The organism is Shewanella sp. VB17, from assembly GCF_013248905.1.
Classification (GTDB): Bacteria; Pseudomonadota; Gammaproteobacteria; order Enterobacterales; family Shewanellaceae; genus Shewanella.
The window spans coordinates 517,387-538,732 of sequence record NZ_JABRVS010000001.1; the positions used below are offsets into that span (position 1 = coordinate 517,387).

37 protein-coding genes are annotated in these 21,346 nt (G+C 43.0%); 31 read left to right on the plus strand and 6 right to left on the minus strand.

Features of this window, described 5'->3' with window-relative positions; translation table 11 throughout:
* The first annotated feature begins 47 nt into the window (after nt 1–47).
* The 29 genes from tuf (at nt 48) to rplQ (ending at nt 15,250) form a co-directional block, all read left to right on the plus strand.
* Complete coding sequence (gene tuf, locus HQQ94_RS02315; protein WP_173292897.1) at nt 48–1,232, plus strand: elongation factor Tu; 1,185 nt, start codon at nt 48–50, stop codon at nt 1,230–1,232.
* A gap of 404 nt (nt 1,233–1,636) precedes the next feature.
* Nucleotides 1,637–1,948, plus strand: a complete 312-nt coding sequence (rpsJ, locus tag HQQ94_RS02320) for a 30S ribosomal protein S10 (RefSeq protein ID WP_005503530.1) — start codon at nt 1,637–1,639, stop codon at nt 1,946–1,948.
* A 24-nt stretch (nt 1,949–1,972) separates the two neighbouring features.
* Nucleotides 1,973–2,611, plus strand: a complete 639-nt coding sequence (rplC, locus tag HQQ94_RS02325; RefSeq protein WP_173292908.1) for a 50S ribosomal protein L3 — start codon at nt 1,973–1,975, stop codon at nt 2,609–2,611.
* A 16-nt stretch (nt 2,612–2,627) separates the two neighbouring features.
* Nucleotides 2,628–3,233, plus strand: a complete 606-nt coding sequence (gene rplD, locus HQQ94_RS02330; protein ID WP_173292909.1) for a 50S ribosomal protein L4 — start codon at nt 2,628–2,630, stop codon at nt 3,231–3,233.
* Complete coding sequence (rplW, locus tag HQQ94_RS02335) at nt 3,230–3,529, plus strand: 50S ribosomal protein L23 (RefSeq protein WP_126508270.1); 300 nt, start codon at nt 3,230–3,232, stop codon at nt 3,527–3,529. Before rplD ends, rplW begins: the two co-directional genes overlap by 4 nt.
* A gap of 16 nt (nt 3,530–3,545) precedes the next feature.
* Entirely contained in the window at nt 3,546–4,373 is an 828-nt protein-coding gene (rplB, locus tag HQQ94_RS02340) for a 50S ribosomal protein L2 (RefSeq protein ID WP_173292910.1), read from the plus strand.
* A gap of 11 nt (nt 4,374–4,384) precedes the next feature.
* Nucleotides 4,385–4,663 carry a 30S ribosomal protein S19 gene (gene rpsS / locus HQQ94_RS02345; protein ID WP_006083596.1) on the plus strand — a complete coding sequence of 93 codons (279 nt, stop codon included), beginning with the start codon at nt 4,385–4,387 and terminating at the stop codon, nt 4,661–4,663.
* A 15-nt stretch (nt 4,664–4,678) separates the two neighbouring features.
* On the plus strand, nt 4,679–5,011 hold the full coding sequence (gene rplV, locus HQQ94_RS02350; RefSeq protein WP_012144645.1) for a 50S ribosomal protein L22: 333 nt from the start codon (nt 4,679–4,681) through the stop codon (nt 5,009–5,011).
* Between the two features lie 9 nt (nt 5,012–5,020).
* Nucleotides 5,021–5,710, plus strand: a complete 690-nt coding sequence (rpsC, locus tag HQQ94_RS02355; protein WP_173292911.1) for a 30S ribosomal protein S3 — start codon at nt 5,021–5,023, stop codon at nt 5,708–5,710.
* 11 nt (nt 5,711–5,721) lie between these two features.
* Complete coding sequence (rplP, locus tag HQQ94_RS02360; protein WP_173292912.1) at nt 5,722–6,132, plus strand: 50S ribosomal protein L16; 411 nt, start codon at nt 5,722–5,724, stop codon at nt 6,130–6,132.
* Entirely contained in the window at nt 6,132–6,323 is a 192-nt protein-coding gene (gene rpmC, locus HQQ94_RS02365) for a 50S ribosomal protein L29 (protein ID WP_173292913.1), read from the plus strand. The genes rplP and rpmC overlap by 1 nt, the downstream gene beginning before the upstream one ends.
* A complete protein-coding gene (rpsQ, locus tag HQQ94_RS02370) occupies nt 6,323–6,571 on the plus strand; it encodes a 30S ribosomal protein S17 (RefSeq protein WP_173292914.1) in 249 nt (82 codons plus the stop codon). The genes rpmC and rpsQ overlap by 1 nt, the downstream gene beginning before the upstream one ends.
* A 177-nt stretch (nt 6,572–6,748) precedes the next feature.
* Nucleotides 6,749–7,117, plus strand: a complete 369-nt coding sequence (gene rplN, locus HQQ94_RS02375; protein WP_012327253.1) for a 50S ribosomal protein L14 — start codon at nt 6,749–6,751, stop codon at nt 7,115–7,117.
* Nucleotides 7,118–7,128: 11 nt separating this feature from the next.
* Complete coding sequence (gene rplX / locus HQQ94_RS02380; RefSeq protein ID WP_173292915.1) at nt 7,129–7,443, plus strand: 50S ribosomal protein L24; 315 nt, start codon at nt 7,129–7,131, stop codon at nt 7,441–7,443.
* 12 nt (nt 7,444–7,455) lie between these two features.
* Complete coding sequence (gene rplE / locus HQQ94_RS02385; RefSeq protein WP_173292916.1) at nt 7,456–7,995, plus strand: 50S ribosomal protein L5; 540 nt, start codon at nt 7,456–7,458, stop codon at nt 7,993–7,995.
* 10 nt (nt 7,996–8,005) lie between these two features.
* A complete protein-coding gene (gene rpsN / locus HQQ94_RS02390) occupies nt 8,006–8,311 on the plus strand; it encodes a 30S ribosomal protein S14 (RefSeq protein WP_173292917.1) in 306 nt (101 codons plus the stop codon).
* 24 nt (nt 8,312–8,335) lie between these two features.
* Nucleotides 8,336–8,728: a 30S ribosomal protein S8 gene (gene rpsH / locus HQQ94_RS02395; RefSeq protein ID WP_173292918.1), complete on the plus strand. Its 393-nt coding sequence runs from the start codon at nt 8,336–8,338 to the stop codon at nt 8,726–8,728.
* Nucleotides 8,729–8,739: 11 nt separating this feature from the next.
* The gene (gene rplF / locus HQQ94_RS02400) at nt 8,740–9,270 is read left to right on the plus strand and encodes a 50S ribosomal protein L6 (RefSeq protein WP_173292919.1); all 531 of its coding nucleotides are present in this window, start codon (nt 8,740–8,742) and stop codon (nt 9,268–9,270) included.
* A 10-nt stretch (nt 9,271–9,280) separates the two neighbouring features.
* Nucleotides 9,281–9,631, plus strand: coding sequence for a 50S ribosomal protein L18 (gene rplR, locus HQQ94_RS02405; RefSeq protein ID WP_173292920.1), 351 nt, complete (start codon nt 9,281–9,283; stop codon nt 9,629–9,631).
* A gap of 14 nt (nt 9,632–9,645) precedes the next feature.
* The gene (rpsE, locus tag HQQ94_RS02410; RefSeq protein ID WP_126523263.1) at nt 9,646–10,152 is read left to right on the plus strand and encodes a 30S ribosomal protein S5; all 507 of its coding nucleotides are present in this window, start codon (nt 9,646–9,648) and stop codon (nt 10,150–10,152) included.
* Between the two features lie 6 nt (nt 10,153–10,158).
* Entirely contained in the window at nt 10,159–10,344 is a 186-nt protein-coding gene (gene rpmD, locus HQQ94_RS02415) for a 50S ribosomal protein L30 (protein ID WP_173292921.1), read from the plus strand.
* 1 nt (nt 10,345) lies between these two features.
* Nucleotides 10,346–10,780 carry a 50S ribosomal protein L15 gene (gene rplO, locus HQQ94_RS02420; RefSeq protein ID WP_173292922.1) on the plus strand — a complete coding sequence of 145 codons (435 nt, stop codon included), beginning with the start codon at nt 10,346–10,348 and terminating at the stop codon, nt 10,778–10,780.
* A gap of 7 nt (nt 10,781–10,787) precedes the next feature.
* On the plus strand, nt 10,788–12,128 hold the full coding sequence (gene secY, locus HQQ94_RS02425) for a preprotein translocase subunit SecY (protein ID WP_173292923.1): 1,341 nt from the start codon (nt 10,788–10,790) through the stop codon (nt 12,126–12,128).
* 23 nt (nt 12,129–12,151) lie between these two features.
* Entirely contained in the window at nt 12,152–12,265 is a 114-nt protein-coding gene (gene rpmJ, locus HQQ94_RS02430; RefSeq protein WP_006083579.1) for a 50S ribosomal protein L36, read from the plus strand.
* A 114-nt stretch (nt 12,266–12,379) separates the two neighbouring features.
* Nucleotides 12,380–12,736 carry a 30S ribosomal protein S13 gene (rpsM, locus tag HQQ94_RS02435; RefSeq protein ID WP_173292924.1) on the plus strand — a complete coding sequence of 119 codons (357 nt, stop codon included), beginning with the start codon at nt 12,380–12,382 and terminating at the stop codon, nt 12,734–12,736.
* Nucleotides 12,737–12,750: 14 nt separating this feature from the next.
* Complete coding sequence (gene rpsK / locus HQQ94_RS02440; protein WP_012144629.1) at nt 12,751–13,143, plus strand: 30S ribosomal protein S11; 393 nt, start codon at nt 12,751–12,753, stop codon at nt 13,141–13,143.
* A 35-nt stretch (nt 13,144–13,178) separates the two neighbouring features.
* Nucleotides 13,179–13,799 carry a 30S ribosomal protein S4 gene (gene rpsD / locus HQQ94_RS02445; RefSeq protein ID WP_173292925.1) on the plus strand — a complete coding sequence of 207 codons (621 nt, stop codon included), beginning with the start codon at nt 13,179–13,181 and terminating at the stop codon, nt 13,797–13,799.
* A gap of 24 nt (nt 13,800–13,823) precedes the next feature.
* Complete coding sequence (locus HQQ94_RS02450; protein ID WP_173292926.1) at nt 13,824–14,813, plus strand: DNA-directed RNA polymerase subunit alpha; 990 nt, start codon at nt 13,824–13,826, stop codon at nt 14,811–14,813.
* Between the two features lie 38 nt (nt 14,814–14,851).
* Entirely contained in the window at nt 14,852–15,250 is a 399-nt protein-coding gene (gene rplQ / locus HQQ94_RS02455) for a 50S ribosomal protein L17 (RefSeq protein ID WP_173292927.1), read from the plus strand.
* A gap of 76 nt (nt 15,251–15,326) precedes the next feature.
* Here rplQ and HQQ94_RS02460 read toward each other — a convergent pair whose 3' ends face one another.
* On the minus strand, nt 15,327–16,301 hold the full coding sequence (locus HQQ94_RS02460; RefSeq protein ID WP_173292928.1) for an ABC transporter substrate-binding protein: 975 nt from the start codon (nt 16,299–16,301) through the stop codon (nt 15,327–15,329).
* Nucleotides 16,302–16,639: 338 nt separating this feature from the next.
* Here HQQ94_RS02460 and HQQ94_RS02465 point away from each other — a divergent pair, with 338 nt between their 5' ends.
* A complete protein-coding gene (locus tag HQQ94_RS02465; protein WP_173292929.1) occupies nt 16,640–17,617 on the plus strand; it encodes an ABC transporter substrate-binding protein in 978 nt (325 codons plus the stop codon).
* Nucleotides 17,618–17,893: 276 nt separating this feature from the next.
* Here the strand turns inward: HQQ94_RS02465 and ccmE are convergent, their stop codons facing one another.
* From ccmE to ccmA, 5 genes are read right to left on the minus strand one after another with little or no spacing between them, the layout of a single operon-like run.
* Nucleotides 17,894–18,379 (minus strand): cytochrome c maturation protein CcmE, encoded by a 486-nt coding sequence (gene ccmE, locus HQQ94_RS02470; protein WP_173292930.1) that lies wholly within the window; start codon nt 18,377–18,379, stop codon nt 17,894–17,896.
* Nucleotides 18,380–18,381: 2 nt separating this feature from the next.
* Complete coding sequence (gene ccmD, locus HQQ94_RS02475) at nt 18,382–18,576, minus strand: heme exporter protein CcmD (RefSeq protein ID WP_173292931.1); 195 nt, start codon at nt 18,574–18,576, stop codon at nt 18,382–18,384.
* On the minus strand, nt 18,576–19,322 hold the full coding sequence (locus HQQ94_RS02480; RefSeq protein ID WP_173292932.1) for a heme ABC transporter permease: 747 nt from the start codon (nt 19,320–19,322) through the stop codon (nt 18,576–18,578). Before HQQ94_RS02480 ends, ccmD begins: the two co-directional genes overlap by 1 nt.
* Before the next feature lies 1 nt (nt 19,323).
* Complete coding sequence (gene ccmB / locus HQQ94_RS02485; RefSeq protein WP_173292933.1) at nt 19,324–20,010, minus strand: heme exporter protein CcmB; 687 nt, start codon at nt 20,008–20,010, stop codon at nt 19,324–19,326.
* 10 nt (nt 20,011–20,020) lie between these two features.
* The gene (ccmA, locus tag HQQ94_RS02490; RefSeq protein WP_173292934.1) at nt 20,021–20,671 is read right to left on the minus strand and encodes a cytochrome c biogenesis heme-transporting ATPase CcmA; all 651 of its coding nucleotides are present in this window, start codon (nt 20,669–20,671) and stop codon (nt 20,021–20,023) included.
* A 345-nt stretch (nt 20,672–21,016) separates the two neighbouring features.
* Between ccmA and HQQ94_RS02495 the strand changes: the two genes are divergently transcribed.
* Nucleotides 21,017–21,310: a cytochrome c5 family protein gene (locus HQQ94_RS02495; RefSeq protein ID WP_173292935.1), complete on the plus strand. Its 294-nt coding sequence runs from the start codon at nt 21,017–21,019 to the stop codon at nt 21,308–21,310.
* Nucleotides 21,311–21,346 lie beyond the last annotated feature (36 nt).

A 21,346-nucleotide genomic window follows, 5' to 3' on the forward strand; every position in this document is an offset into this window, starting at 1 on the left:
TATTGCTCGGTTTAAGCCGAGCATTTCTGAAAAGAAAGGAATATATCGTGGCTAAAGAAAAATTTGAACGTAATAAACCGCATGTAAACGTTGGTACAATTGGTCACGTCGATCATGGTAAAACAACGCTTACAGCTGCTATTTCTGCAGTATTGTCAAAAGTTTATGGTGGTGAAGTTAAAGACTTCGCTCAAATCGATAACGCTCCAGAAGAGCGTGAGCGTGGTATTACAATTAATACTTCTCACATCGAATATGACACACCAGCTCGTCACTACGCACACGTAGATTGCCCAGGTCACGCCGATTATGTTAAAAACATGATCACAGGTGCTGCTCAAATGGATGGTGCAATTTTAGTGGTTGCAGCAACAGACGGCCCAATGCCACAGACTCGTGAGCACATCCTGCTTTCTCGTCAAGTTGGTGTTCCTTTCATCATCGTATTCATGAACAAATGTGACATGGTTGATGATGAAGAGCTGCTTGAGCTAGTTGAAATGGAAGTACGTGAATTGCTTTCTGAATATGACTTCCCAGGTGATGACCTTCCGGTTATTCAAGGTTCAGCGCTTAAAGCCCTTGAAGGCGAAAAAGCTTATGAAGATAAAATTGTTGAGCTTGCAGAAGCACTCGATACTTATATCCCAGAGCCAGAGCGTGCTATTGATGGCGCATTCTTGCTGCCAATCGAAGATGTATTCTCAATCTCAGGACGTGGTACAGTTGTAACTGGTCGTGTAGAGCGCGGTATCATCAAAGTGGGTGAAGCAGTAGAAATCGTTGGTATCAAAGATACAACAACGACAACGTGTACTGGTGTCGAAATGTTCCGTAAACTGCTTGACGAAGGTCGTGCAGGCGAGAACTGTGGTGTACTTTTACGTGGTACTAAGCGTGAAGATGTAGAACGTGGTCAAGTACTTGCTAAGCCAGGTTCAATTAATCCACATACGACTTTCCAATCGGAAATTTATGTGTTGTCAAAAGAAGAAGGTGGACGTCATACTCCATTCTTTAAAGGTTACCGCCCACAGTTTTACTTCCGTACAACGGACGTGACTGGTACTATCGAATTGCCAGAAGGCGTAGAGATGGTAATGCCTGGTGATAATGTACAAATGACGGTTACATTAATCAACCCAATCGCGATGGATGAAGGTTTACGCTTCGCTATCCGTGAAGGTGGCCGTACAGTTGGTGCTGGTGTTGTGGCTAAAATCATCGCTTAATTGTGATTTTATCTAAACATCAAAAGGAAGCTTAGGCTTCCTTTTTTTTACCTGACATTTAGGATTGATTAAAAAAGTGCTATCTCCTCAGTTCGAGATATTGATAATCAATCTAGCTTAAACGCTACCATTGCTGGGTATACTACAATATGGTCTAATTTAGGTATCATTTTTCGGTCCGTGTTGTTAATTCAATCAACAGGGTTGATTTGGTGCTAAAAGTGGGTATAATACAGCCTCGCCTTAACCATTAGGCGAAATACTTTGTCTGCCTTAGGGTTTGACGTTAAAAAAAACAGCGACTCCGATTGTGAGTCGAACGGTTAAATCATCTCGCTCTGCTTTTCTATTTAGAAGAAGCTAGAGGGTGATTTTTTATGTGTCCATTTTAGGAGCTCTGGTCAATGCAGAACCAAAGAATCCGTATCCGCTTAAAAGGATTTGATCATCGTCTGATCGATCAATCTACTGCGGAAATCGTTGAAACTGCTAAACGTACAGGCGCACAGGTTCGTGGTCCAATTCCACTGCCAACGCGTAAAGAACGTTATACCATTTTGACTTCTCCACACGTTAATAAAGATGCGCGTGACCAGTACGAACTTCGTACTCACAAACGTCTTGTTGATATCGTTGAGCCAACTGAAAAGACTGTCGATGCACTTATGCGTCTAGATCTTGCAGCGGGTGTTGACGTTCAAATTAGCTTGGGTTAATTGAGCTTAGAAGAGGTTTGAGAGATGGCTATCGGTCTTATCGGTCGTAAAGTGGGTATGACACGCATCTTCACTGAAGATGGTGCTTCTATCCCAGTAACAGTAATTGAAATAGCAGCTAACCGCGTTACTCAGGTGAGAACCTTAGAAACTGATGGTTACCGTGCACTTCAAGTGACTACTGGTACTAAAAAAGCTAATCGCATCAATAAGCCAGAAGCAGGTCACTTTGCTAAGGCTGGCGTAGAAGCCGGTCGTGGTTTATGGGAAGTGCGTTTGGCAGATGATGAAGGCGTCGACATTAGTGTCGGTGCAGAGCTAAATGTTGATATTTTCGCTGACGTTGCGAAAGTTGATGTTACAGGTCAATCTAAAGGTAAAGGTTTCCAAGGCGGTGTTAAGCGTTGGAATTTCAGAACTCAAGATGCGACGCACGGTAACTCACTTTCACATAGATCAAACGGTTCTATTGGTCAAAACCAAACACCTGGTCGCGTTTTCAAAGGTAAGAAAATGTCAGGCCACATGGGTGCAGAGCGTGTTACAACTCAAAATCTAGACGTGGTACGTGTAGATGCAGAGCGCAACTTGCTATTGGTTAAGGGTGCTGTTCCGGGGGCCACAAATGGCAACCTGATCATCAAACCTGCCGTTAAAGCTTAGGTCTGAGGAGATAGTAATGGAATTGGTATTGAAAGACGCCCAGAGTGCTCTTGAAGTTTCCGAAACTACCTTCGGCCGTGACTTTAATGAAGCACTGGTTCATCAGGTAGTTGTAGCTTATGCTGCAAACGCGCGTCAGGGCACTCGTGCTCAAAAGACACGCGCAGAAGTTGTTGGTTCTGGCAAAAAGCCTTGGCGCCAAAAAGGGACTGGCCGTGCACGTGCCGGTACTGTTAAAGGCCCAATCTGGCGTGGCGGTGGCGTAACATTCGCTGCTAAAACACAAGACCACAGCCAAAAAGTTAACAAAAAGATGTATCGCGGAGCGCTGAAAAGCATTTTCTCTGAGTTGGTACGTCAAGACCGTCTAATCGTGGTTGAGTCATTTAGTGTTGAAGCGCCTAAAACCAAAGAGCTAAAAGCTAAATTGACTGAAATGAACCTAGATGATGTGTTGATTGTTACTCCAGAAATTGACGAGAACTTGTTCTTAGCAGCGCGTAACTTGTACAAAGTTGACGTTCGTGATGTCGCTGGTATTGATCCAGTTAGCCTGATCGCATTCGACAAAGTACTGGTAACTGCGGATGCTATTAAGCAAATCGAGGAGATGCTGGGATGATAAGCCAAGAACGTTTGCTAAAAGTTATTCTTGCACCACATATCTCTGAAAAGAGTACAGTATGTGCAGAAAATGACAACACGGTAGTTTTTCGTGTGGCTATCGACGCAACTAAAGCTGAAGTAAAGGCTGCAGTCGCTCAATTGTTCGAAGTTGAAGTTGATTCAGTTCGCACTCTAGTTAACAAAGGTAAGACTAAGCGTACCGGTGCCCGTATGGGTCGTCGTGTCGATTGGAAAAAAGCCTATGTAACTTTAGCTGCTGGTGCTGAAATCGATTTCGTCGGCGCTGAGTAAGCAAAGGAGAATTATCATGGCAATTATTAAGTGTAAGCCAACTTCTGCTGGTCGTCGTCACGTAGTTAAAGTGGTGAATACTGACCTGCATAAGGGTAAACCTTTTGCTGGCCTGTTGGCTAAGAAGTCAAAAAGTGGTGGTCGTAATAATACTGGCCGTATCACAGTTCGTCACATAGGTGGTGGACACAAGCAGCATTATCGTATTATTGATTTTAAACGAATCAAAGATGGTATTCCTGCAAAAGTTGAGCGTTTGGAATATGATCCAAACCGCACAGCTAACATAGCACTTGTTTTGTATGCTGATGGTGAGCGTCGTTATATCCTTGCAGCTAAAGGCATGCAAGCTGGAGATAAAATCCAGTCAGGTATCGATGCTGAAATCAAAGTGGGTAACGCTTTGCCATTACGCAACATTCCAATAGGTAGTGTTGTACACGCAGTAGAGATGAAGCCTGGTAAAGGTGCTCAGATCGCTCGTTCAGCAGGTACTTATGTACAAGTTGTTGCTCGTGATGGCGAATATGCCACTCTACGTCTTCGCTCTGGCGAAATGCGTAAAGTGCCAGTTGATTGCCGCGCGACAATGGGTGAAGTTGGTAATGCCGAGCATATGCTACGCCAGTTAGGTAAAGCAGGTGCTAATCGCTGGAGAGGCATACGCCCTACAGTACGTGGTGTTGCAATGAACCCAGTAGACCATCCACATGGTGGTGGTGAAGGCCGTACTTCGGGTGGCCGTCATCCAGTATCTCCATGGGGTGTCCCAACTAAGGGTTATAAGACTCGTAGTAACAAACGCACCGACCAGTACATTGTACGTCGTCGCAATAAAAAGTAAGAGGATTCGCCATGCCACGTTCTCTCAAGAAAGGTCCATTCATTGACCTACACTTGCTGAAGAAGGTAGAGAAAGCGATGGAAGCGGGAGACAAGAAGCCTATTAAGACTTGGTCTCGTCGCTCTATGATCATCCCTAATATGATTGGGTTGACCATCGCTGTCCATAATGGTCGTCAGCACGTACCTGTGTTCGTAACTGACGAAATGATCGGCCACAAGCTTGGTGAATTTTCACCGACGCGCACTTATCGCGGCCATGCTGCAGATAAGAAAGCGAAGAAGCGATAAGACGGGAGGAATAAGATGGAAGTTTTAGCTAAACATCGTTTTGCCCGTACGTCGCCTCAAAAGTGTCGTTTGGTTGCAGATCAAATCCGTGGACTGCCTGTTGCTAAGGCTCTTGAAATACTAACTTTCAGCCCTAAAAAAGCTGCAGTACTTGTTAAAAAAGTACTGGACTCTGCCATCGCTAATGCTGAGCACAATGAAGGTGCTGACATTGACGAGTTAAGAGTTGGAGCCATTATGATCGATGAAGGTCCAACTATGAAGCGTATCATGCCACGTGCCAAAGGCCGTGCTGATCGCATAATCAAGCGTACCAGCCACATCACTGTGGTTGTATCAGATCGCTAGGAGTTAGCAATGGGACAGAAAGTACATCCTAATGGTATCCGTTTGGGTATCACTAAGCCTTGGATCTCGACTTGGTACGCTGATAAGTCAGACTATGCCAGTAACTTAACTAGTGACAGTGAAGTGCGTAAGTTTCTTGAAAAGAAACTTAGTCAAGCATCTGTTTCTAAAATTGTTATCGAGCGTCCAGCTAAAAGTGTTCGCGTTACTATTCACACTGCCCGTCCAGGTGTTGTGATTGGTAAGAAAGGCGAAGACGTTGAGAAGCTACGCAACGCAGTTGCTAAGCTAACTGGTATTCCAGCTCAAATTAACATTGCTGAGATACGTAAGCCTGAGCTAGATGCTAAGTTGGTTGCCGAAGGCATCGCTTCGCAACTAGAGCGTCGTGTTATGTTCCGTCGTGCTATGAAGCGCGCAGTACAAAATGCAATGCGTCTTGGTGCTAAAGGTATCAAAGTTCAAGTTGGCGGCCGTCTCGGCGGTGCTGAGATTGCGCGTTCTGAGTGGTATCGTGAGGGTCGTGTACCTTTGCATACACTGCGTGCTGATATCGACTATTCAACTGCAGAGAGTCATACCCAATACGGTGTGATTGGCGTCAAAGTTTGGGTCTTCAAAGGTGAAGTTCTAGATGGCGTGCTACCTCAGCATGAAGAGCCGAAACAGCAGCCGAAGCGTAAGCCTCGCGGTAAATAGGAGAGCTGGCAATGCTGCAACCAAAACGAACTAAGTTTCGCAAAATGTTCAAAGGCCGCAACCGTGGTCTTGCGAACGGCACTGAAGTAAGCTTCGGTGATTTCGGTCTGAAAGCTGTTGGTCGTGGTCGTTTGACTGCGCGTCAGATCGAAGCTGCGCGTCGTGCAATGACACGTCACATTAAACGTCAAGGTCAAATCTGGATCCGCGTTTTCCCTGACAAGCCTATTACCTCTAAGCCTCTTGAAGTGCGTATGGGTAAAGGTAAGGGTAACGTTGAATACTGGGTTTGCCAGATTCAGCCAGGTAAGGTTCTTTATGAGATGGATGGTGTATCAGAGGAGCTAGCTCGTGAAGCTTTTGCTCTTGCTGCTGCTAAACTGCCTCTTAAGACGACCTTTGTAACTAAGACGGTGATGTAATGAAAGCGAGCGAACTAACAGAAAAGAGCGTTGAAGATTTGAACGCTGAACTGCTTGGTCTGCTGCGTGAGCAGTTTAATCTGCGTATGCAACACGCCACTGGTCAGTTGACTCAGACTCATCAGCTTAAAATCGTGCGTCGCAACATTGCGCGCGTTAAGACCATTATTACTTCTAAGGCGGGTGCATAATGTCTGATAATATCCGTACTTTGCAGGGTCGTGTACTTAGTGACAAAATGGACAAGTCCATTACTGTTGCTATTGAGCGTAAGGTTAAGCATCCTTTATATGGGAAGTACCTTAAGCGTACAACAAAGATCCATGCACATGATGAACAAAATCAGTGTACTACTGGTGATGTCGTGACTATTCGCGAATGTCGTCCGTTATCTAAGACTAAGTCTTGGACTCTGGTTGAAGTAATTACAAAAGCTTAATTTTTTTAAGCTTTTAACGAAACGGCTCCTTCGTGGGGCCGTTTTTATTTTAACACTATCTATTCCTTTAAAGCGGTGTTACACTTGCGCGCCAATTTTGACAAAATTATCGTCGAAATTTGGTTAAAAAGTAGCCCCGATTTGGGGATGTGAAGTAACGTTAGCGGAGCATTTACAATGATCCAAATGCAATCTACTCTAGATGTTGCCTGCAACAGTGGCGCTCGTAGAGTTCAGTGTATTAAGGTCTTAGGTGGATCTCACCGTCGTTATGCCGGTATCGGCGACATCATTAAGGTTTCTGTTAAAGAAGCTATTCCTCGCGGTAAAGCGAAGAAAGGTGATGTTTATAGCGCGGTTGTGGTTCGTACTAAGAAAGGCGTTCGTCGTCCAGACGGTTCTGTCATTCGCTTCGATCGGAACGCAGCTGTTTTGCTTAACGCAAACAATGCACCGATTGGTACTCGTATTTTTGGCCCAGTGACGCGTGAATTGCGTACCGAACAGTTTATGAAAATTGTTTCTCTGGCCCCTGAAGTACTGTAAAGGAGCATAACATGGCAGCAAAAATCCGTCGCGAAGACGAAATAATCGTACTAGCAGGTAAAGATAAAGGGAAACGTGCAAAAGTTTCTCAGGTTCTTCCTACTGGTAAATTAATTGTTGAAGGTCTTAATCTTGTTAAGAAACACCAGAAGCCAAACCCACAATTGGGCGTAGCTGGCGGTATTATTGAGCAAGAAGCACCGATACAAGCATCAAACGTAGCGCTTTTCAACTCTGCCACTGGCAAAGCTGATCGCGTTGGTTTCCGATTTGAAGACGGCCAAAAAGTCCGTTTCTTTAAGTCGAACAGTGAACTCGTGAAGTAATTGGAGTAAACGATGGCGAAACTGCATGATAAATATCAAGAGACTGTTAGCCCTGAGCTTTTAAAGAAGTTTGGTTTTAGCAGTGTCATGCAAGTCCCTCGGATTGAGAAAATCACCCTTAATATGGGTGTTGGCGAAGCTGTAGCAGACAAGAAAGTTATGGAGCATGCGCTCCGTGATATGACTGCTATTGCTGGTCAAAAGCCAGTAGTGACTGTAGCTCGTAAGTCAGTTGCTGGTTTCAAAATCCGTGAAGGCTACCCGATAGGCTGTAAGGTGACACTGCGCGGTGAGCGTATGTGGGAATTCTTAGAGCGTTTAGTTGATATCGCAATCCCGCGTATTCGTGATTTCCGTGGCATGAGCGTTAAATCGTTCGACGGCCGTGGTAACTACGCAATGGGTGTACGTGAGCAGATTATCTTTCCAGAGATCGAATACGATAAAATCGATAAGATCCGTGGCCTAGATGTTGTGATCACTACTTCTGCGAAGAATGATGAAGAAGGGCTAGCTTTGCTTGAAGCCTTTAACTTCCCATTCAAAAAATAAGGGTAGCGTAATGGCAAAAAGTTCAATGAAAGCACGTGAATTAAAACGTGCCAAGCTCGTGGCTAAATTCGCTGAAAAGCGTCTAGCTCTTAAAGCTGTCATTAATAATCCAACTACATCTGATGATGATCGTTGGGATGCAGTTCTTAAGTTGCAAGGTCTACCACGTGACTCTAGTGCAGCGCGTCAGCGCAATCGCTGTAGTCAAACTGGTCGCCCACATGGTTATTTACGTAAATTCGGCCTTAGCCGTATCAAATTACGTGAAGCAACTATGCGCGGTGAAGTTCCTGGCCTGCGTAAGGCCAGCTGGTAAACATTTGTCACGGAGTAAGCTTATATGAGCATGCAAGATCCTATAGCGGATATGTTAACCCGTATTCGTAATGGCCAAGCTGCTAACCACGTATCAGTATCTATGCCTTCTGCTAAGCTAAAAGTTGCCATCGCGCAAACGCTTAAAGAAGAGGGTTATATCACTGATTTCGCCGTAGCAGATGAAGCCAAGCCTGTTCTTGAAATTACATTAAAGTATTTCCAAGGTCAGCCAGTCGTTGAGACTATCCAGCGCGTTAGCCGTCCTGGTCTTCGTATTTACAAAGGTAAAGACGAACTTCCAAAGGTGATGGGCGGACTGGGTGTCGCAATAGTATCCACTTCTAAAGGTTTGATGACTGATCGTACTGCCCGCCAAAATGGCATGGGTGGGGAAGTTATCTGCTACGTAGCATAAAGGAGCAAGCAATGTCTCGTGTCGCAAAAGCACCAGTCGCTATTCCTGCAGGCGTAGAAGTGACTTTAAACGAACAAACTATCACCGTAAAAGGGTCTAAAGGTAGTTTGACTCGAGTAATAAACACCGATGTTTCTATTGTTATTGATAACAATGAAATCAAGTGTAGCCCAATTGAAGGCGTGAAAACTGCCGCTCAAGCCGGTACTGCTCGAGCTTTAATCAACAATATGGTTGTTGGTGTAACAGCTGGTTTTGAGAAGAAACTACAGTTAGTTGGTGTCGGTTACCGTGCGAAAGTCGCTGGTAATGGCGTTGATTTAACACTTGGTTTTTCACATCCACTAGTACATGAACTCCCTAACGGCGTAACAGCTGTTTGCCCGACACAAACTGAAATCGTACTTTCTGGTACTGATAAGCAGCTTATTGGGCAAGTCGCAGCTGAGATTCGTGGCTACCGTCCACCAGAACCTTATAAAGGTAAAGGTGTTCGATATGCTGACGAACAAGTACGTCGTAAAGAGGCTAAGAAGAAGTAGGTAACGCGATATGGATAAGAAAAAATCTCGCTTACGCCGCGCATTACGCGCTCGTAAGAAGATCCAAGAGCTGGGCGTTAATCGTCTGGTTGTACATCGTACACCACGCCACACCTATGCTCAGGTAATTAGTCCTGACTCACAGGTTTTGGCGTCAGCTTCTACTGCTGAAAAAGCGGTAACAGAGCAGCTAAAGTACACAGGTAACGTTGATGCAGCTAAAACAGTAGGTAAAATCCTTGCTGAGCGTGCTATCGAAAAAGGCGTAACCGTAGTTGCATTCGATCGTTCCGGTTTCAAGTATCACGGCCGTGTTGCTGCTTTAGCAGATGCAGCTCGTGAAGCTGGCCTCAAGTTCTAAAGGAATGATGACAAATGGCTAAATTCGAAGCTCAGCAACAAAAAGATGATCTGCAAGAGAAATTAGTTGCAGTTAATCGTGTTTCAAAAGTAGTTAAAGGCGGACGTATCTTTAGCTTCACTGCACTAACTGTAGTCGGTGATGGTAATGGTAAAGTTGGCTTTGGCTATGGTAAAGCGCGCGAAGTACCTGCAGCAATTCAGAAAGCAATGGAAAAGGCTCGACGCAACATTGTTTCTGTTGAATTGATTAATGGTACTCTGCATCACCCTGTAAAGGGCCGTCATACTGGTTCGCGTGTTTACATGCAACCAGCATCAGACGGTACCGGTATTATTGCCGGTGGCGCAATGCGTGCCGTATTGGAAGTAGCAGGCGTTCATAACGTTCTGTCAAAAGCATACGGTTCTACTAACCCGATCAACATCGTTCGCGCAACTGTCGATGCGTTGGTGCACATGAAGTCACCATCACAAATCGCAGCTAAGCGTGGCCTGAATGTTAATGAAATTCGAGGTTAATGCACCATGGCTACTAAAACAATTAAAGTAACTCAGACTAAAAGTTCGATTGGACGTTTGCCTAAGCATCGTGCAACTTTGACAGGTCTTGGTCTACGCCGTATTAATCATACTGTTGAAGTAGAAGATACACCTTCTGTTCGCGGTATGATCAATAAGGTTTACTACATGGTTTCGGTGGAGGAAGTATAAGATGCGTCTAAATACTCTATCACCTGCTGCAGGTGCTAAATCAGCAGCTAAGCGTGTAGGTCGCGGTATCGGTTCAGGCACTGGTAAAACTTGTGGTCGTGGCCACAAGGGACAGAAGTCTCGTTCTGGCGGCGGCGTTCGCGTCGGTTTCGAAGGTGGTCAAATGCCACTTAAGATTCGTTTACCTAAGTTTGGTTTTACCTCGCGTAAAGCGTTGGTATCTGCCGAAGTTCGTATTAGCGAATTCGCTAAAGTTAACGGTGATGTTGTCGATTTGAGTACTCTGAAAGATGCGAATCTTGTGACTCGCAACATACAGTTTGCTAAAATCGTTCTTTCAGGTACCATTGAACGCCCTGTGACCGTTAAAGGTCTAAAGGTAACCAAAGGTGCTCGTGCAGCTATTGAAGCTGCCGGCGGAAAGATCGAGGAATAATACGTCGATGGCAAAACCAGGACTTGATTCAAAAAGCGCGAAAGGTGGATTTTCTGAACTGAAGACTCGCCTCCTGTTCGTGATTGGTGCAATTATCGTCTTTAGAGCCGGTTCGTTTGTACCAATTCCTGGTATTGACGCTGCTGTGTTAGCAGAGCTGTTTAATCAGCAGAAGGGGACCATCCTAGGCATGTTTAACATGTTCTCTGGTGGTGCTCTTGAACGTGCCTCTATCTTTGCATTAGGAATTATGCCGTATATTTCGGCATCAATCATTATGCAGTTACTGACTGTCGTGCATCCAGCACTCGCTGAACTTAAAAAGGAAGGCGAATCTGGGCGTAAGAAAATCAGTCAGTACACAAGATATGGTACTTTGGTCCTGGGTACATTTCAGGCGGTCGGTATTGCAACTGGGTTACCAAACTTAGTTCCAGGTTTAGTTGTAAATCTTGGATTCGGTTTTTACTTCGTTGCAGTCGTTAGTTTAGTGACTGGAACGATGTTCCTTATGTGGCTAGGTGAGCAAATAACCGAACGAGGCATAGGTAATGGTATCTCGATATTAATTTTTTCGGGTATTGTTGCTGGTCTACCATCTGCTATCGGCCAAACGGCTGAGCAAGCGCGTCAAGGTGACTTGAGCGTGATCGTGTTGTTGTTGTTAGCTGTTATTGTATTTGCTGTAACGTATTTCGTTGTATTTGTTGAGCGTGGTCAACGTCGTATTGTCGTTAACTATGCTAAGCGTCAGCAGGGTCGTAAGGTCTTTGCTGCACAAAGCACACATTTACCACTTAAGATAAATATGGCAGGTGTAATACCACCAATTTTTGCGTCAAGCATCATTTTATTTCCAGGTACACTAGCACAGTGGTTTGGTCAAAATGAGTCCTTATCATGGTTAAGTGATTTTTCACTTGCAGTGTCACCAGGACAACCGCTTTACTCATTATTGTATGCTACTGCAATTATCTTCTTTTGTTTCTTCTATACTGCGTTGGTGTTTAACCCACGTGAGACAGCCGATAACTTAAAGAAGAGCGGTGCGTTTATTCCTGGGATCCGTCCTGGAGAACAGACTTCGCGTTACATTGATAAAGTAATGACTCGCTTGACATTAGCAGGCGCATTGTATATTACTTTTATCTGTTTAATTCCGGAGTTCATGTTAATTACGTGGAAAGTGCAGTTTTATTTTGGCGGCACTTCGCTACTTATTATGGTAGTCGTAATCATGGACTTTATGGCTCAAGTTCAGACTCATATGATGTCTCATCAGTATGAATCTGTAATGAAGAAGGCTAACCTAGTTAACAAAGCGAATTTAGATCGCTTTGGTCGCTAAGAAAGTTTTCTCGGAGTGATGAAATGAAAGTTCGAGCTTCCGTGAAGAAGATCTGCCGTAATTGCAAGATCGTCAAACGTAGTGGCGTTGTACGTGTGATTTGTGTTGAACCTAAACATAAACAGCGTCAAGGCTAAAAACATTTGTTCAGCCCTGTTCGGGCTGAACAAAATTTTATTTGCAAAACTGTTATCTGTCGAGTATCCTACCGGGCTTTTCACAGATAACCATTAACTATTTAGGAGTGCATAGTGGCCCGTATCGCTGGCATTAACATTCCTGATCATAAGCATACCGTCATTGCATTGACTGGTATTTTCGGTATAGGTCGTACTCGTGCTAGAGCAATCTGCGCGGCTACTTCTGTTGCTGAAGAAGCTAAGATCAAGGAATTGAGCGAAGCTCAAATTGATACACTACGCGAAGCAGTTGCCGAATACACTGTTGAAGGTGATTTGCGTCGTGAAGTATCCATGAACATCAAACGTCTTATGGACCTTGGTTGTTACCGTGGAATACGTCACCGTCGTAGCCTGCCTCTTCGTGGGCAACGTACTAAGACCAATGCGCGTACGCGTAAAGGTCCACGTAAACCAATTAGAAAGTAACGGGGTAAACCGAAATGGCTAAAGTTCCGTCACGTTCTCCGCGTAAGCGTGTACGTAAACAGGTTGCTGATGGTATGGCGCATATCCATGCGTCTTTCAACAACACAATTATTACCATTACTGATCGTCAAGGTAATGCACTGTCTTGGGCAACTTCAGGTGGTTCAGGTTTTCGTGGTTCACGTAAATCTACTCCTTTTGCTGCACAGGTTGCTGCTGAGCGTGCAGGTGTTGCTGCTCAGGATTACGGTGTTAAGAACCTTGAAGTATTTGTAAAGGGTCCAGGTCCAGGGCGTGAATCAGCGATTCGCGCACTCAATTCGGTTGGTTATAAAATTACCAATATTACCGATGTGACGCCTATCCCTCATAATGGTTGTCGTCCTCCTAAGAAACGTCGCGTATAACACGCCGTTTTTAATAGGATAGTTGGAGAAAGAACATGGCAAGATACTTGGGTCCTAAGCTCAAGCTCAGCCGCAGAGAAGGTACAGACCTTTTCCTAAAAAGCGGCGTGAGAGCAATCGATTCGAAGTGTAAGCTCGAAACTGCACCTGGACAACACGGCGCTCGTAAGACCCGTTTGTCTGAGTATGGCGTTCAGCTACGCGAGAAACAAAAAGTTCGTCGTACTTATGGTGTGCTTGAAAAGCAATTCCGTAATTACTACAAAGACGCTGCACGTACTAAAGGTAACACAGGTGAAAACCTACTGACGCTTTTAGAAACCCGTCTTGATAACGTTGTATACCGTATGGGATTTGGCGCAACTCGTGCAGAAGCACGTCAGCTTGTTAGCCACAAATCGATTATGGTAAACAGTAGCGTTGTTAACATTCCATCATTCAAAGTGTCTGCGAATGATGTAATTAGCATTCGTGAGAAGTCTAAGAAGCAAGCGCGTATTATTGCTGCTTTAGAAGTTGCTTCTCAGCGCGAAAAGCCAATATGGGTTGAAGTTGATAACACTAAGATGGAAGGGGCATTTAAACGTCTTCCAGAGCGTAGTGATTTATCTGCGGAAATTAACGAACAGCTCATCGTCGAACTTTACTCTAAGTAAAGTTAAAACAAAAGAGAGGACACAATGCAGGGTTCTGTTACAGAATTTCTTAGACCGCGTCTCGTTGATATCGAGCAGGTTAATCCAACACGTGCTAAAGTCACACTTGAGCCGCTAGAACGTGGTTTTGGTCATACTTTGGGTAACGCGTTGCGTCGTATCCTATTGTCGTCAATGCCAGGCTGCGCGGTAACCGAAGTAGAGATCGATGGTGTACTGCATGAGTATAGTAGCAAGGAAGGCGTTCAAGAGGATGTTCTTGAGATCCTACTAAACCTTAAAGGTTTAGCGGTAGTGATCGAAGGAAAAGACGAAGCTATGCTTACGTTAAGTAAGTCAGGCGCAGGCCCTGTTACTGCAGCAGATATCACCCATGATGGTGATGTCACTATCATGAATCCTGACCATATTATTTGTCATTTGACAGGTAATAATGACGTCAGCATGCGGATCCGTGTTGAGCGTGGTCGTGGTTATGTACCGGCATCAGCCCGTGCACAAACCGAAGACGATGATCGCCCTATCGGCCGTTTGTTGGTGGATTCTTCATTCTCGCCAGTTGCTCGTATAGCCTACAATGTAGAAGCTGCACGTGTTGAACAGCGTACTGACTTGGATAAACTCGTTATTGATATGACCACAAACGGTACTATCGATCCTGAGGAAGCTATCCGTCGTTCTGCAACCATCTTAGCTGAACAGCTAGATGCATTTGTTGAACTGCGTGATATTACCGAGCCAGAGTTGAAGGAAGAGAAGCCGGAGTTTGATCCGATATTGCTGCGTCCTGTCGACGATTTAGAGCTAACTGTACGTTCAGCTAACTGTTTGAAGGCTGAAGCGATTCATTATATCGGTGATCTGGTACAGCGTACTGAAGTTGAGCTGCTTAAAACGCCTAACTTAGGTAAGAAATCTCTTACTGAAATTAAGGATGTTTTAGCGTCTCGCGGACTGTCGTTAGGTATGCGTCTTGAAAACTGGCCTCCAGCTAGTTTGGCAGACGACCTCTAAGTCCAGAACTGTACAGAATTAGGTAATAAGGATTAGTCATGCGCCATCGTAAGAGTGGTCGTCAACTGAACCGTAACAGTAGTCATCGTCAAGCCATGTTTCGTAACATGGCAAGCTCTTTAGTCCGTCACGAAGTGATTAAGACTACTGTAGCTAAAGCGAAAGAGCTGCGTCGCGTAGTTGAACCTCTAATAACACTTGCTAAGAGTGATAGCGTTGCAAACCGCCGTTTGGTATTTGCTCGTACTCGCGACGCTGAAGTCGTCGGTAAGTTATTTAATGAATTGGGTCCACGCTACCAGGAACGTCCTGGCGGTTACACCCGTATCCTTAAGTGCGGTCTACGTACTGGTGATAAAGCGCCTATGGCGTATATTGAGCTAGTTGGTCGCCCAGAAGATGCTGAAGCTGTTGAAGCTGATGACTCTGCTGAATAATTAAGGTTTCATTATAAAAAGCTGGGCAATAGCCCAGCTTTTTTATGCTTAAAGTTTGGCTTTAATGTACTTTAGGTCAATCCACCCAACGCACTTTTTCAGTTATTTTTTCTGGGATCGTTAATTTCCATTTGTTGATACCACTTTTACTCATCATATATATGCCTGTTCTATCAGATATATAGGGTAGTGAGCTTGGCAATGCTCCTGCTAAAATTTTGTCTATTAGTTCTCCTGCAAGTTGACCGTGTACATAGGAATCTAAGACATAGCCCCCTATGTTTTTGTTTTCACCTACAGTAAATTGCCAAAAACCAAAGTGAGGTAATTGAGCATTTTTTTGGGTCCAAGAGATCACATCATCAGGTGCTACATACTGGTTTGAAGCGTTATTGATTGTGTGGTACAAACCTACTAGCATTGCATCATAGCCTTTTTCTTTGGCGGTAATGACAGTGTTTTTCCATGTGTTAAAACTGTTAGTTAAGATAAAATCTGATGTTACATTGCCAATCGTTAAACTTTCTAGTGATGGGCTTATCTGCTGCATTGCTGCCAAAGATGTCGGGCTTTTATCAAACAATACTAATATTTTTTTCTTCGGATTTTCTGGAAGTATCTTTTTTACAAAAAGAAGGGATCTTTTAAATAAGGGCCTTTCAAGTACACCAGTGAAGTTTTTTTTATTATGAATACCATAACTTCTGGGGTTAGCGTTAACTCCGAGAACGACAATAGGTGTTGTTGTATTCTCAAATTGTTTATGCAGTAATTTGATGGCATTGTCATCTGCTAGAACAACAATATCTGGCTTGAGTGCATTGTAGGTTTCCCAAGCTCGCTTGGCCTGAAGGTCAAATTGATCCTGAGGTATCCTTTTTGTATCCATATAAAAATTTTGGTATTTATGTTCATCTCCTAGAATCGAAATAATCCCTCGATTATAGTTTATATCCCATCCGTATTCTTGATGGTAACTTTCAATAATGAGTATCGATGCCGCTATAATTTTGAGCGGAATGAGGCTAAGTAAAAGTAGAAGATACCGCATAGTTTGATCACTAGAGACTTTTTATAGTTATAGACTAGATATCGGATAGCTGAAAGGGATGTTTGATAGATTTTTTGAATAACAAGTAAAATTTAATTTTTGTAAGGGTTGTTGTTTTCTGTGCTGTTATTTTCGGTTAATCGCTATTTTGTTCCTCTGAATCTTGAATCCATGTTGTCAATCATTTTACTTTAATTCATATCATCGATATCGTCCCTATTTTAGTTCTTATGCATCATTGATGCAGGTTTGACATCCATTGATGTTTTACTAAACTCATAAGTTAGCTGCGGAAAGTAGCAGAACAGTCTTATTCAATCTTCGTTTTATGAGGTTATATGAAATTTTTTATTAACTCAGTAATGCTAATACTGATTATGTTTAGTAGCCAGATACACAGTAAATCCATTTTAATTATTGAAAGTTACCATAGCGAATACCCTTGGGATAATAGCTATATCGAAGGGATTAAAGAGGGGTTGAAAGGCGATTACGAGTTTCATACTTTTCAAATGGATACTAAAAGAATAGACCAATCTGAATTTGATAAAAGTGCTCAAGATGCATGGGATTTTTATTTGCAGACAAAGCCATCAATAGTATTTCTCGGTGACGATAATGCATTGAAATACCTCGGTACTAAATTTGCTGAAGTAGATACTCCAGTGGTCTTTCTGGGCATAAATAATAACGCTAGGGCCTATAACATTCATTCTGCAACTAATATCACAGGGGTACTTGAAAGGCCGCTATTGAAAAGGTCGATAGTTGAAATGAAAAAAGTGGTTGATCTAAAAAAAGTGTTAGTGTTGTTTGATTCAGGTACAACATCAAAAGTCACCTTTGATGAAGTCCTTAAGAGTAAAGAAAAAATTCAGATCAGTGGTGTTGAGGCTCATATGAAATTGGTCGGTTCTTGGAATGTTTGGCAAGAGACGATTAAATCAGCGAAAAATGAAGGTTATAATGCTATTTTTATTGGTTTGTACCATACGATCGTAGATGAGAACAATCAGCATATCTCAGCAGATGAGGTTATTCGCTGGACATCAGAGAATACTCCAGTGCCACCTTTTGCATTTTGGGATTTTGCGGTGGGTTCGGATAAAGCCATTGGTGGATTAACACTTTTTGGTAAGAGTCAAGGTTTGTTGGCGGCAGATATAGCGACCCAAATTTTAAGTGGAGCACAGCCGAGTAAAATTCAAGTAAAGACGGGGGAAAAAGGTAAGTTATTGTTCAGTAAAATTCAATTGAAGAAGTATCATATAGAATTACCCAAAGCGATAGCGTTAAAAGCGACATTAATTGAATGAGTGCTAATCCTACTAATGGAGTCTAATTCAATAAAATTAGTGAGTTTATACTTTTCTAAATCTACGAATACTTAAAGATTAAAGATTAAAGCTTGAGCCATGCTTTAATGACCAGATCTTCATTTGTACTATCACCATTGGGATATACCATTGCAGGTAGATTAATCTTGAACATGAAATAACGAGTAAAATACACTGAATTTACTTGAGGCTGCAGCTTAATTACCCAGCCTCTGATCCTGAGTATATTGATATAATGATACTGTATGTTTTAAGTTAATAGCCCGTTTTTTGTTCTTGGTTATATTCTAGCTTTTGATGGTTCTGTCCCATGGCTTCAGCAACTTCTGGTGGCATGTAATTTTCGTCGTGTTTAGCTAAAACTTCTGTTGCTTCTAGCCTACCATCTTCTATTAATACACCTTGTGCAACAATACCTTGCCCTTCACGGAAAAGATCAGGCAGGAGATCGTCAAAGGTTACGATCACTTCGCCACCCAGAGAATCATGAACAGCAAATTCGACATGTAGGCTGTCTGGATCACGGATCATCGACCCCATTGTGACCATGCCACCGACACGAATACGCTGGCCTATTTCTGGCTTTATGCCTGTGTCTTTTTTACCGAGTACTATTTCTGTGGGGGTATAAAATAGGTTTAGGTTAGCGTTCAGCGCATAGAGTAGTAAGGATGCAATTGCTGCGACACCACAAATGAGGGCTGTTGCGAGGGCTAGCCTTTTTTTACGTCTTAGATTCATTATCAATTACTCCGGTTGGCTTTTAAACGGTCTTCACGCTGCATATTTTTGGCTATCCGAATCAAAATTTTTCGTTTTTGAAGTATGCTTAGAATAGTCAACGTGGCTAATGAAAAGAATGTTATTCCATAGGAAAGCCAGACATAAAATGCATAGCCCCCCATATTGAAAAAATCTGTTAATGAATCGAACTGCATTATTTGTTTCCCTCAATCTTAGCGAGTTCCCGTACCCAGTGCCGCATACTATTACGTGCCAGTATTTCACAGCGGAAACGTATAAGAGTAATTGCTCCAACCATGAGTCCGAAACCAGCAATATTGATTAACAGTGGGTGCAGCATTTCTAAGGACATGGTCGATTTTTCGGTGATCTTTATCGTTGATGGTTGATGCAGGGAGCTCCACCATTCAACGGAATACTTAATGATAGGGATGTTGATAACGCCAACCATTGCCAGCACACCAGACGCTCTTGCTGCCAGTGCTTTATCTTCAAATGAAGCATAAAGTGCAATAACGCCGAGATAGAGGAATAGGAGCACTAATTCAGCAGTGAGACGCGCATCCCATATCCACCAAGTTCCCCACATAGGTTTACCCCATGCAGCACCAGTGATCAATGCAATAAAGGTAATAACGGCTCCAACTGGCGCGATAGCTGCTGCAGCCCAGTCAGCAGATTTTATTTGCCAGACTGAGCCGATGAATGCACAGGTTGCCATTCCCATGTACGCAGCCATTGACATTGAAGCAGCTGGAACATGGATAAAAATGATGCGATAACTTTCACCTTGTTGATAGTCTGCTGGCGCAAAAGCCAGCCCCCATACGGAGCCAATACCAATTAAAGCTATTGATAATATGGCAAACCAGGGAAGCATTTTTCCTGATAGTTTATAAGCGCGTTCAGGATCCGCGTAGCTATGTAGCCATTTCCACATTTTAGTTAGTACTCACTCTTAATGATGCACCTATAGCAAAAGGTGCCAAAATTAATGAACCGATCAGCATGGCACCGATAATCGCGAGGTGCCCACTGTAAGGTAAATTTAATCCAGCTGAATCGATTGCTGTTGTGGCAAATATCAGTACTGGAATGTATAAAGGTAAGATTAATAGACTCAGTAGTACACCACCTTTATGTAACCCTACGGTCAATGCGACACCAATTGCACCTAATAGGCTCAAAACTGGCGTGCCTAGTGTCAACGTGGCCATTAGTGCTCCGTAACTGTTGTGATCTAAATGCAACAGAACTGCTAATAAAGGTGCGATTAAAATTAATGGTACGCCAGTTAAGATCCAATGAGCTAATACCTTGGCGAGCACCATTAATGATAATGGGTGAGGGCTTAATAACATCTGCTCCAAACTTCCATCGGTATAGTCAGCTTTAAATAATCGCTCTAACGACAGCATGGAGGCGAGTAGAGCCGCAACCCAAATAACGCCCGGTGCAATCGTTGATAATACTTTAGGGTCAGGGCCTATTGCCAGTGGAAACAGAGTAACGACTAAGATAAAAAATAGTAAGGGATTAAAAATGTCACCTTTATGGCGAATAGCAATGTGTAAGTCACGCTTTAACAGTGTGAAAAATGCTTGGCTACAACGGCTATTTTTGTTCATTTGCCCACCTTTATACAAATTGATATTCAAGATTTATTTTGCGAATTTTCTCGTCGCTGATGACTTGCATATCTTGATGTGTGGTTAATATAATACAACCACCACGTTTGGCGTGATCGAGAAAAAGATGTTCTAGCTCTTGAACACCTTTTTTATCGATAGCAGTAAAAGGTTCATCGAGAAGCCATATTCGACAATTTGTGTGCCAGAGCCTTGCTAGTGCTGTTCGTCTATGCTGCCCCGCAGAAAGATGACCTGTAAGTGCATCTTCAAAGCCTGCAAGGTTCACTTTACCTAAAATGTCTGTTGTGTTGAATTCATCATAGCCGCTCAATTTTAAATTAAAGCTGAGGTTTTCTTCTGCTGTTAACTCACTTTTTACACCCGCTAGATGCCCTAAGTAGAGAAGATCACTATTAAATTCATCTCTGACTTGAGTTATATTTTTTTTTTGGTATTGGACATGACCAGAGTATGGGCGTGATAACCCCGCTAAAATACGAAGTAAGCTCGTTTTTCCTGAGCCATTTGGACCTTCCACTTGGACTATCTCACCAGTGCTTATCTCAAAACTGAGCTCATCAAATAGAATTCTCTCTTCACGAATACAAGTCAATTGATTAGCTGCTAATAGGAGTTGAGATTTGTTTTTTTCTACCACAGAGTCCTCAATATCATACCGAATGTTAATATCAATGATATTATCACAATCCTTTATACGGGTTTAGTCATGGTTGCTTTTTAATATCAGCAATTTGATAAGCTTCCAAAAAATGAAACCTTTTAGATAAATAGTTGGCACTTTTAAGCTTTTACGAATAAATTATGGAATATTCTATTTGGGTCGCATTTTTGATACATATACTTTGATTTAAAGCATAAAAGGTGCGATTTATACTGATCTGTTGTATTCTGTAATAGATAAAATAATAATCTGCCTTACTCGCAGTGATGAGCAAAAAGGCAGTGTTGAGCTTTGTACGTATTTGCATTAGGAACATCGAACATGAAAAAATTGTTAGCAATAACTGCTGTAGCTGCACTTACTTTGTCTGCAAGCGTTTCTGCACAAGAAGGTGAGGATATTTATACTAAGGCATGTACTGTATGTCATAGTATGGGTGTCGCTGGTGCTCCAAAAGCCCACGATGCAGCCGCTTGGGAGCCACGTCTTGCTTTAGGCATTGATACATTGGTTGCCACAGTGAAAACGGGTAAAGGTGCAATGCCACCAGGCGGTATGTGTACTGATTGTACTGATGAAGATTACAAGAAGGCTATTGAGTTCATGTCTAAGTAATTGTTCATTAATAAACAAGCCGACCTAATTTGAGTC

What these genes read in the sequence shown, in the direction of transcription:
- rpsJ (WP_005503530.1), top strand. Translation starts at nt 1,637, where the DNA reads ATGCAGAACCAAAGAATCCGTATCCGCTTAAAAGGATTTGATCATCGT.
- rplC (WP_173292908.1), top strand. Translation starts at nt 1,973, where the DNA reads ATGGCTATCGGTCTTATCGGTCGTAAAGTGGGTATGACACGCATCTTC.
- rplD (WP_173292909.1), top strand. Translation starts at nt 2,628, where the DNA reads ATGGAATTGGTATTGAAAGACGCCCAGAGTGCTCTTGAAGTTTCCGAA.
- rplW (WP_126508270.1), top strand. Translation starts at nt 3,230, where the DNA reads ATGATAAGCCAAGAACGTTTGCTAAAAGTTATTCTTGCACCACATATC.
- rplB (WP_173292910.1), top strand. Translation starts at nt 3,546, where the DNA reads ATGGCAATTATTAAGTGTAAGCCAACTTCTGCTGGTCGTCGTCACGTA.
- rpsS (WP_006083596.1), top strand. Translation starts at nt 4,385, where the DNA reads ATGCCACGTTCTCTCAAGAAAGGTCCATTCATTGACCTACACTTGCTG.
- rplV (WP_012144645.1), top strand. Translation starts at nt 4,679, where the DNA reads ATGGAAGTTTTAGCTAAACATCGTTTTGCCCGTACGTCGCCTCAAAAG.
- rpsC (WP_173292911.1), top strand. Translation starts at nt 5,021, where the DNA reads ATGGGACAGAAAGTACATCCTAATGGTATCCGTTTGGGTATCACTAAG.
- rplP (WP_173292912.1), top strand. Translation starts at nt 5,722, where the DNA reads ATGCTGCAACCAAAACGAACTAAGTTTCGCAAAATGTTCAAAGGCCGC.
- rpmC (WP_173292913.1), top strand. Translation starts at nt 6,132, where the DNA reads ATGAAAGCGAGCGAACTAACAGAAAAGAGCGTTGAAGATTTGAACGCT.
- rpsQ (WP_173292914.1), top strand. Translation starts at nt 6,323, where the DNA reads ATGTCTGATAATATCCGTACTTTGCAGGGTCGTGTACTTAGTGACAAA.
- rplN (WP_012327253.1), top strand. Translation starts at nt 6,749, where the DNA reads ATGATCCAAATGCAATCTACTCTAGATGTTGCCTGCAACAGTGGCGCT.
- rplX (WP_173292915.1), top strand. Translation starts at nt 7,129, where the DNA reads ATGGCAGCAAAAATCCGTCGCGAAGACGAAATAATCGTACTAGCAGGT.
- rplE (WP_173292916.1), top strand. Translation starts at nt 7,456, where the DNA reads ATGGCGAAACTGCATGATAAATATCAAGAGACTGTTAGCCCTGAGCTT.
- rpsN (WP_173292917.1), top strand. Translation starts at nt 8,006, where the DNA reads ATGGCAAAAAGTTCAATGAAAGCACGTGAATTAAAACGTGCCAAGCTC.
- rpsH (WP_173292918.1), top strand. Translation starts at nt 8,336, where the DNA reads ATGAGCATGCAAGATCCTATAGCGGATATGTTAACCCGTATTCGTAAT.
- rplF (WP_173292919.1), top strand. Translation starts at nt 8,740, where the DNA reads ATGTCTCGTGTCGCAAAAGCACCAGTCGCTATTCCTGCAGGCGTAGAA.
- rplR (WP_173292920.1), top strand. Translation starts at nt 9,281, where the DNA reads ATGGATAAGAAAAAATCTCGCTTACGCCGCGCATTACGCGCTCGTAAG.
- rpsE (WP_126523263.1), top strand. Translation starts at nt 9,646, where the DNA reads ATGGCTAAATTCGAAGCTCAGCAACAAAAAGATGATCTGCAAGAGAAA.
- rpmD (WP_173292921.1), top strand. Translation starts at nt 10,159, where the DNA reads ATGGCTACTAAAACAATTAAAGTAACTCAGACTAAAAGTTCGATTGGA.
- rplO (WP_173292922.1), top strand. Translation starts at nt 10,346, where the DNA reads ATGCGTCTAAATACTCTATCACCTGCTGCAGGTGCTAAATCAGCAGCT.
- secY (WP_173292923.1), top strand. Translation starts at nt 10,788, where the DNA reads ATGGCAAAACCAGGACTTGATTCAAAAAGCGCGAAAGGTGGATTTTCT.
- rpmJ (WP_006083579.1), top strand. Translation starts at nt 12,152, where the DNA reads ATGAAAGTTCGAGCTTCCGTGAAGAAGATCTGCCGTAATTGCAAGATC.
- rpsK (WP_012144629.1), top strand. Translation starts at nt 12,751, where the DNA reads ATGGCTAAAGTTCCGTCACGTTCTCCGCGTAAGCGTGTACGTAAACAG.
- rpsD (WP_173292925.1), top strand. Translation starts at nt 13,179, where the DNA reads ATGGCAAGATACTTGGGTCCTAAGCTCAAGCTCAGCCGCAGAGAAGGT.
- HQQ94_RS02450 (WP_173292926.1), top strand. Translation starts at nt 13,824, where the DNA reads ATGCAGGGTTCTGTTACAGAATTTCTTAGACCGCGTCTCGTTGATATC.
- rplQ (WP_173292927.1), top strand. Translation starts at nt 14,852, where the DNA reads ATGCGCCATCGTAAGAGTGGTCGTCAACTGAACCGTAACAGTAGTCAT.
- HQQ94_RS02460 (WP_173292928.1), bottom strand. Translation starts at nt 16,301, where the DNA reads ATGCGGTATCTTCTACTTTTACTTAGCCTCATTCCGCTCAAAATTATA.
- HQQ94_RS02465 (WP_173292929.1), top strand. Translation starts at nt 16,640, where the DNA reads ATGAAATTTTTTATTAACTCAGTAATGCTAATACTGATTATGTTTAGT.
- ccmE (WP_173292930.1), bottom strand. Translation starts at nt 18,379, where the DNA reads ATGAATCTAAGACGTAAAAAAAGGCTAGCCCTCGCAACAGCCCTCATT.
- ccmD (WP_173292931.1), bottom strand. Translation starts at nt 18,576, where the DNA reads ATGCAGTTCGATTCATTAACAGATTTTTTCAATATGGGGGGCTATGCA.
- HQQ94_RS02480 (WP_173292932.1), bottom strand. Translation starts at nt 19,322, where the DNA reads ATGTGGAAATGGCTACATAGCTACGCGGATCCTGAACGCGCTTATAAA.
- ccmB (WP_173292933.1), bottom strand. Translation starts at nt 20,010, where the DNA reads ATGAACAAAAATAGCCGTTGTAGCCAAGCATTTTTCACACTGTTAAAG.
- HQQ94_RS02495 (WP_173292935.1), top strand. Translation starts at nt 21,017, where the DNA reads ATGAAAAAATTGTTAGCAATAACTGCTGTAGCTGCACTTACTTTGTCT.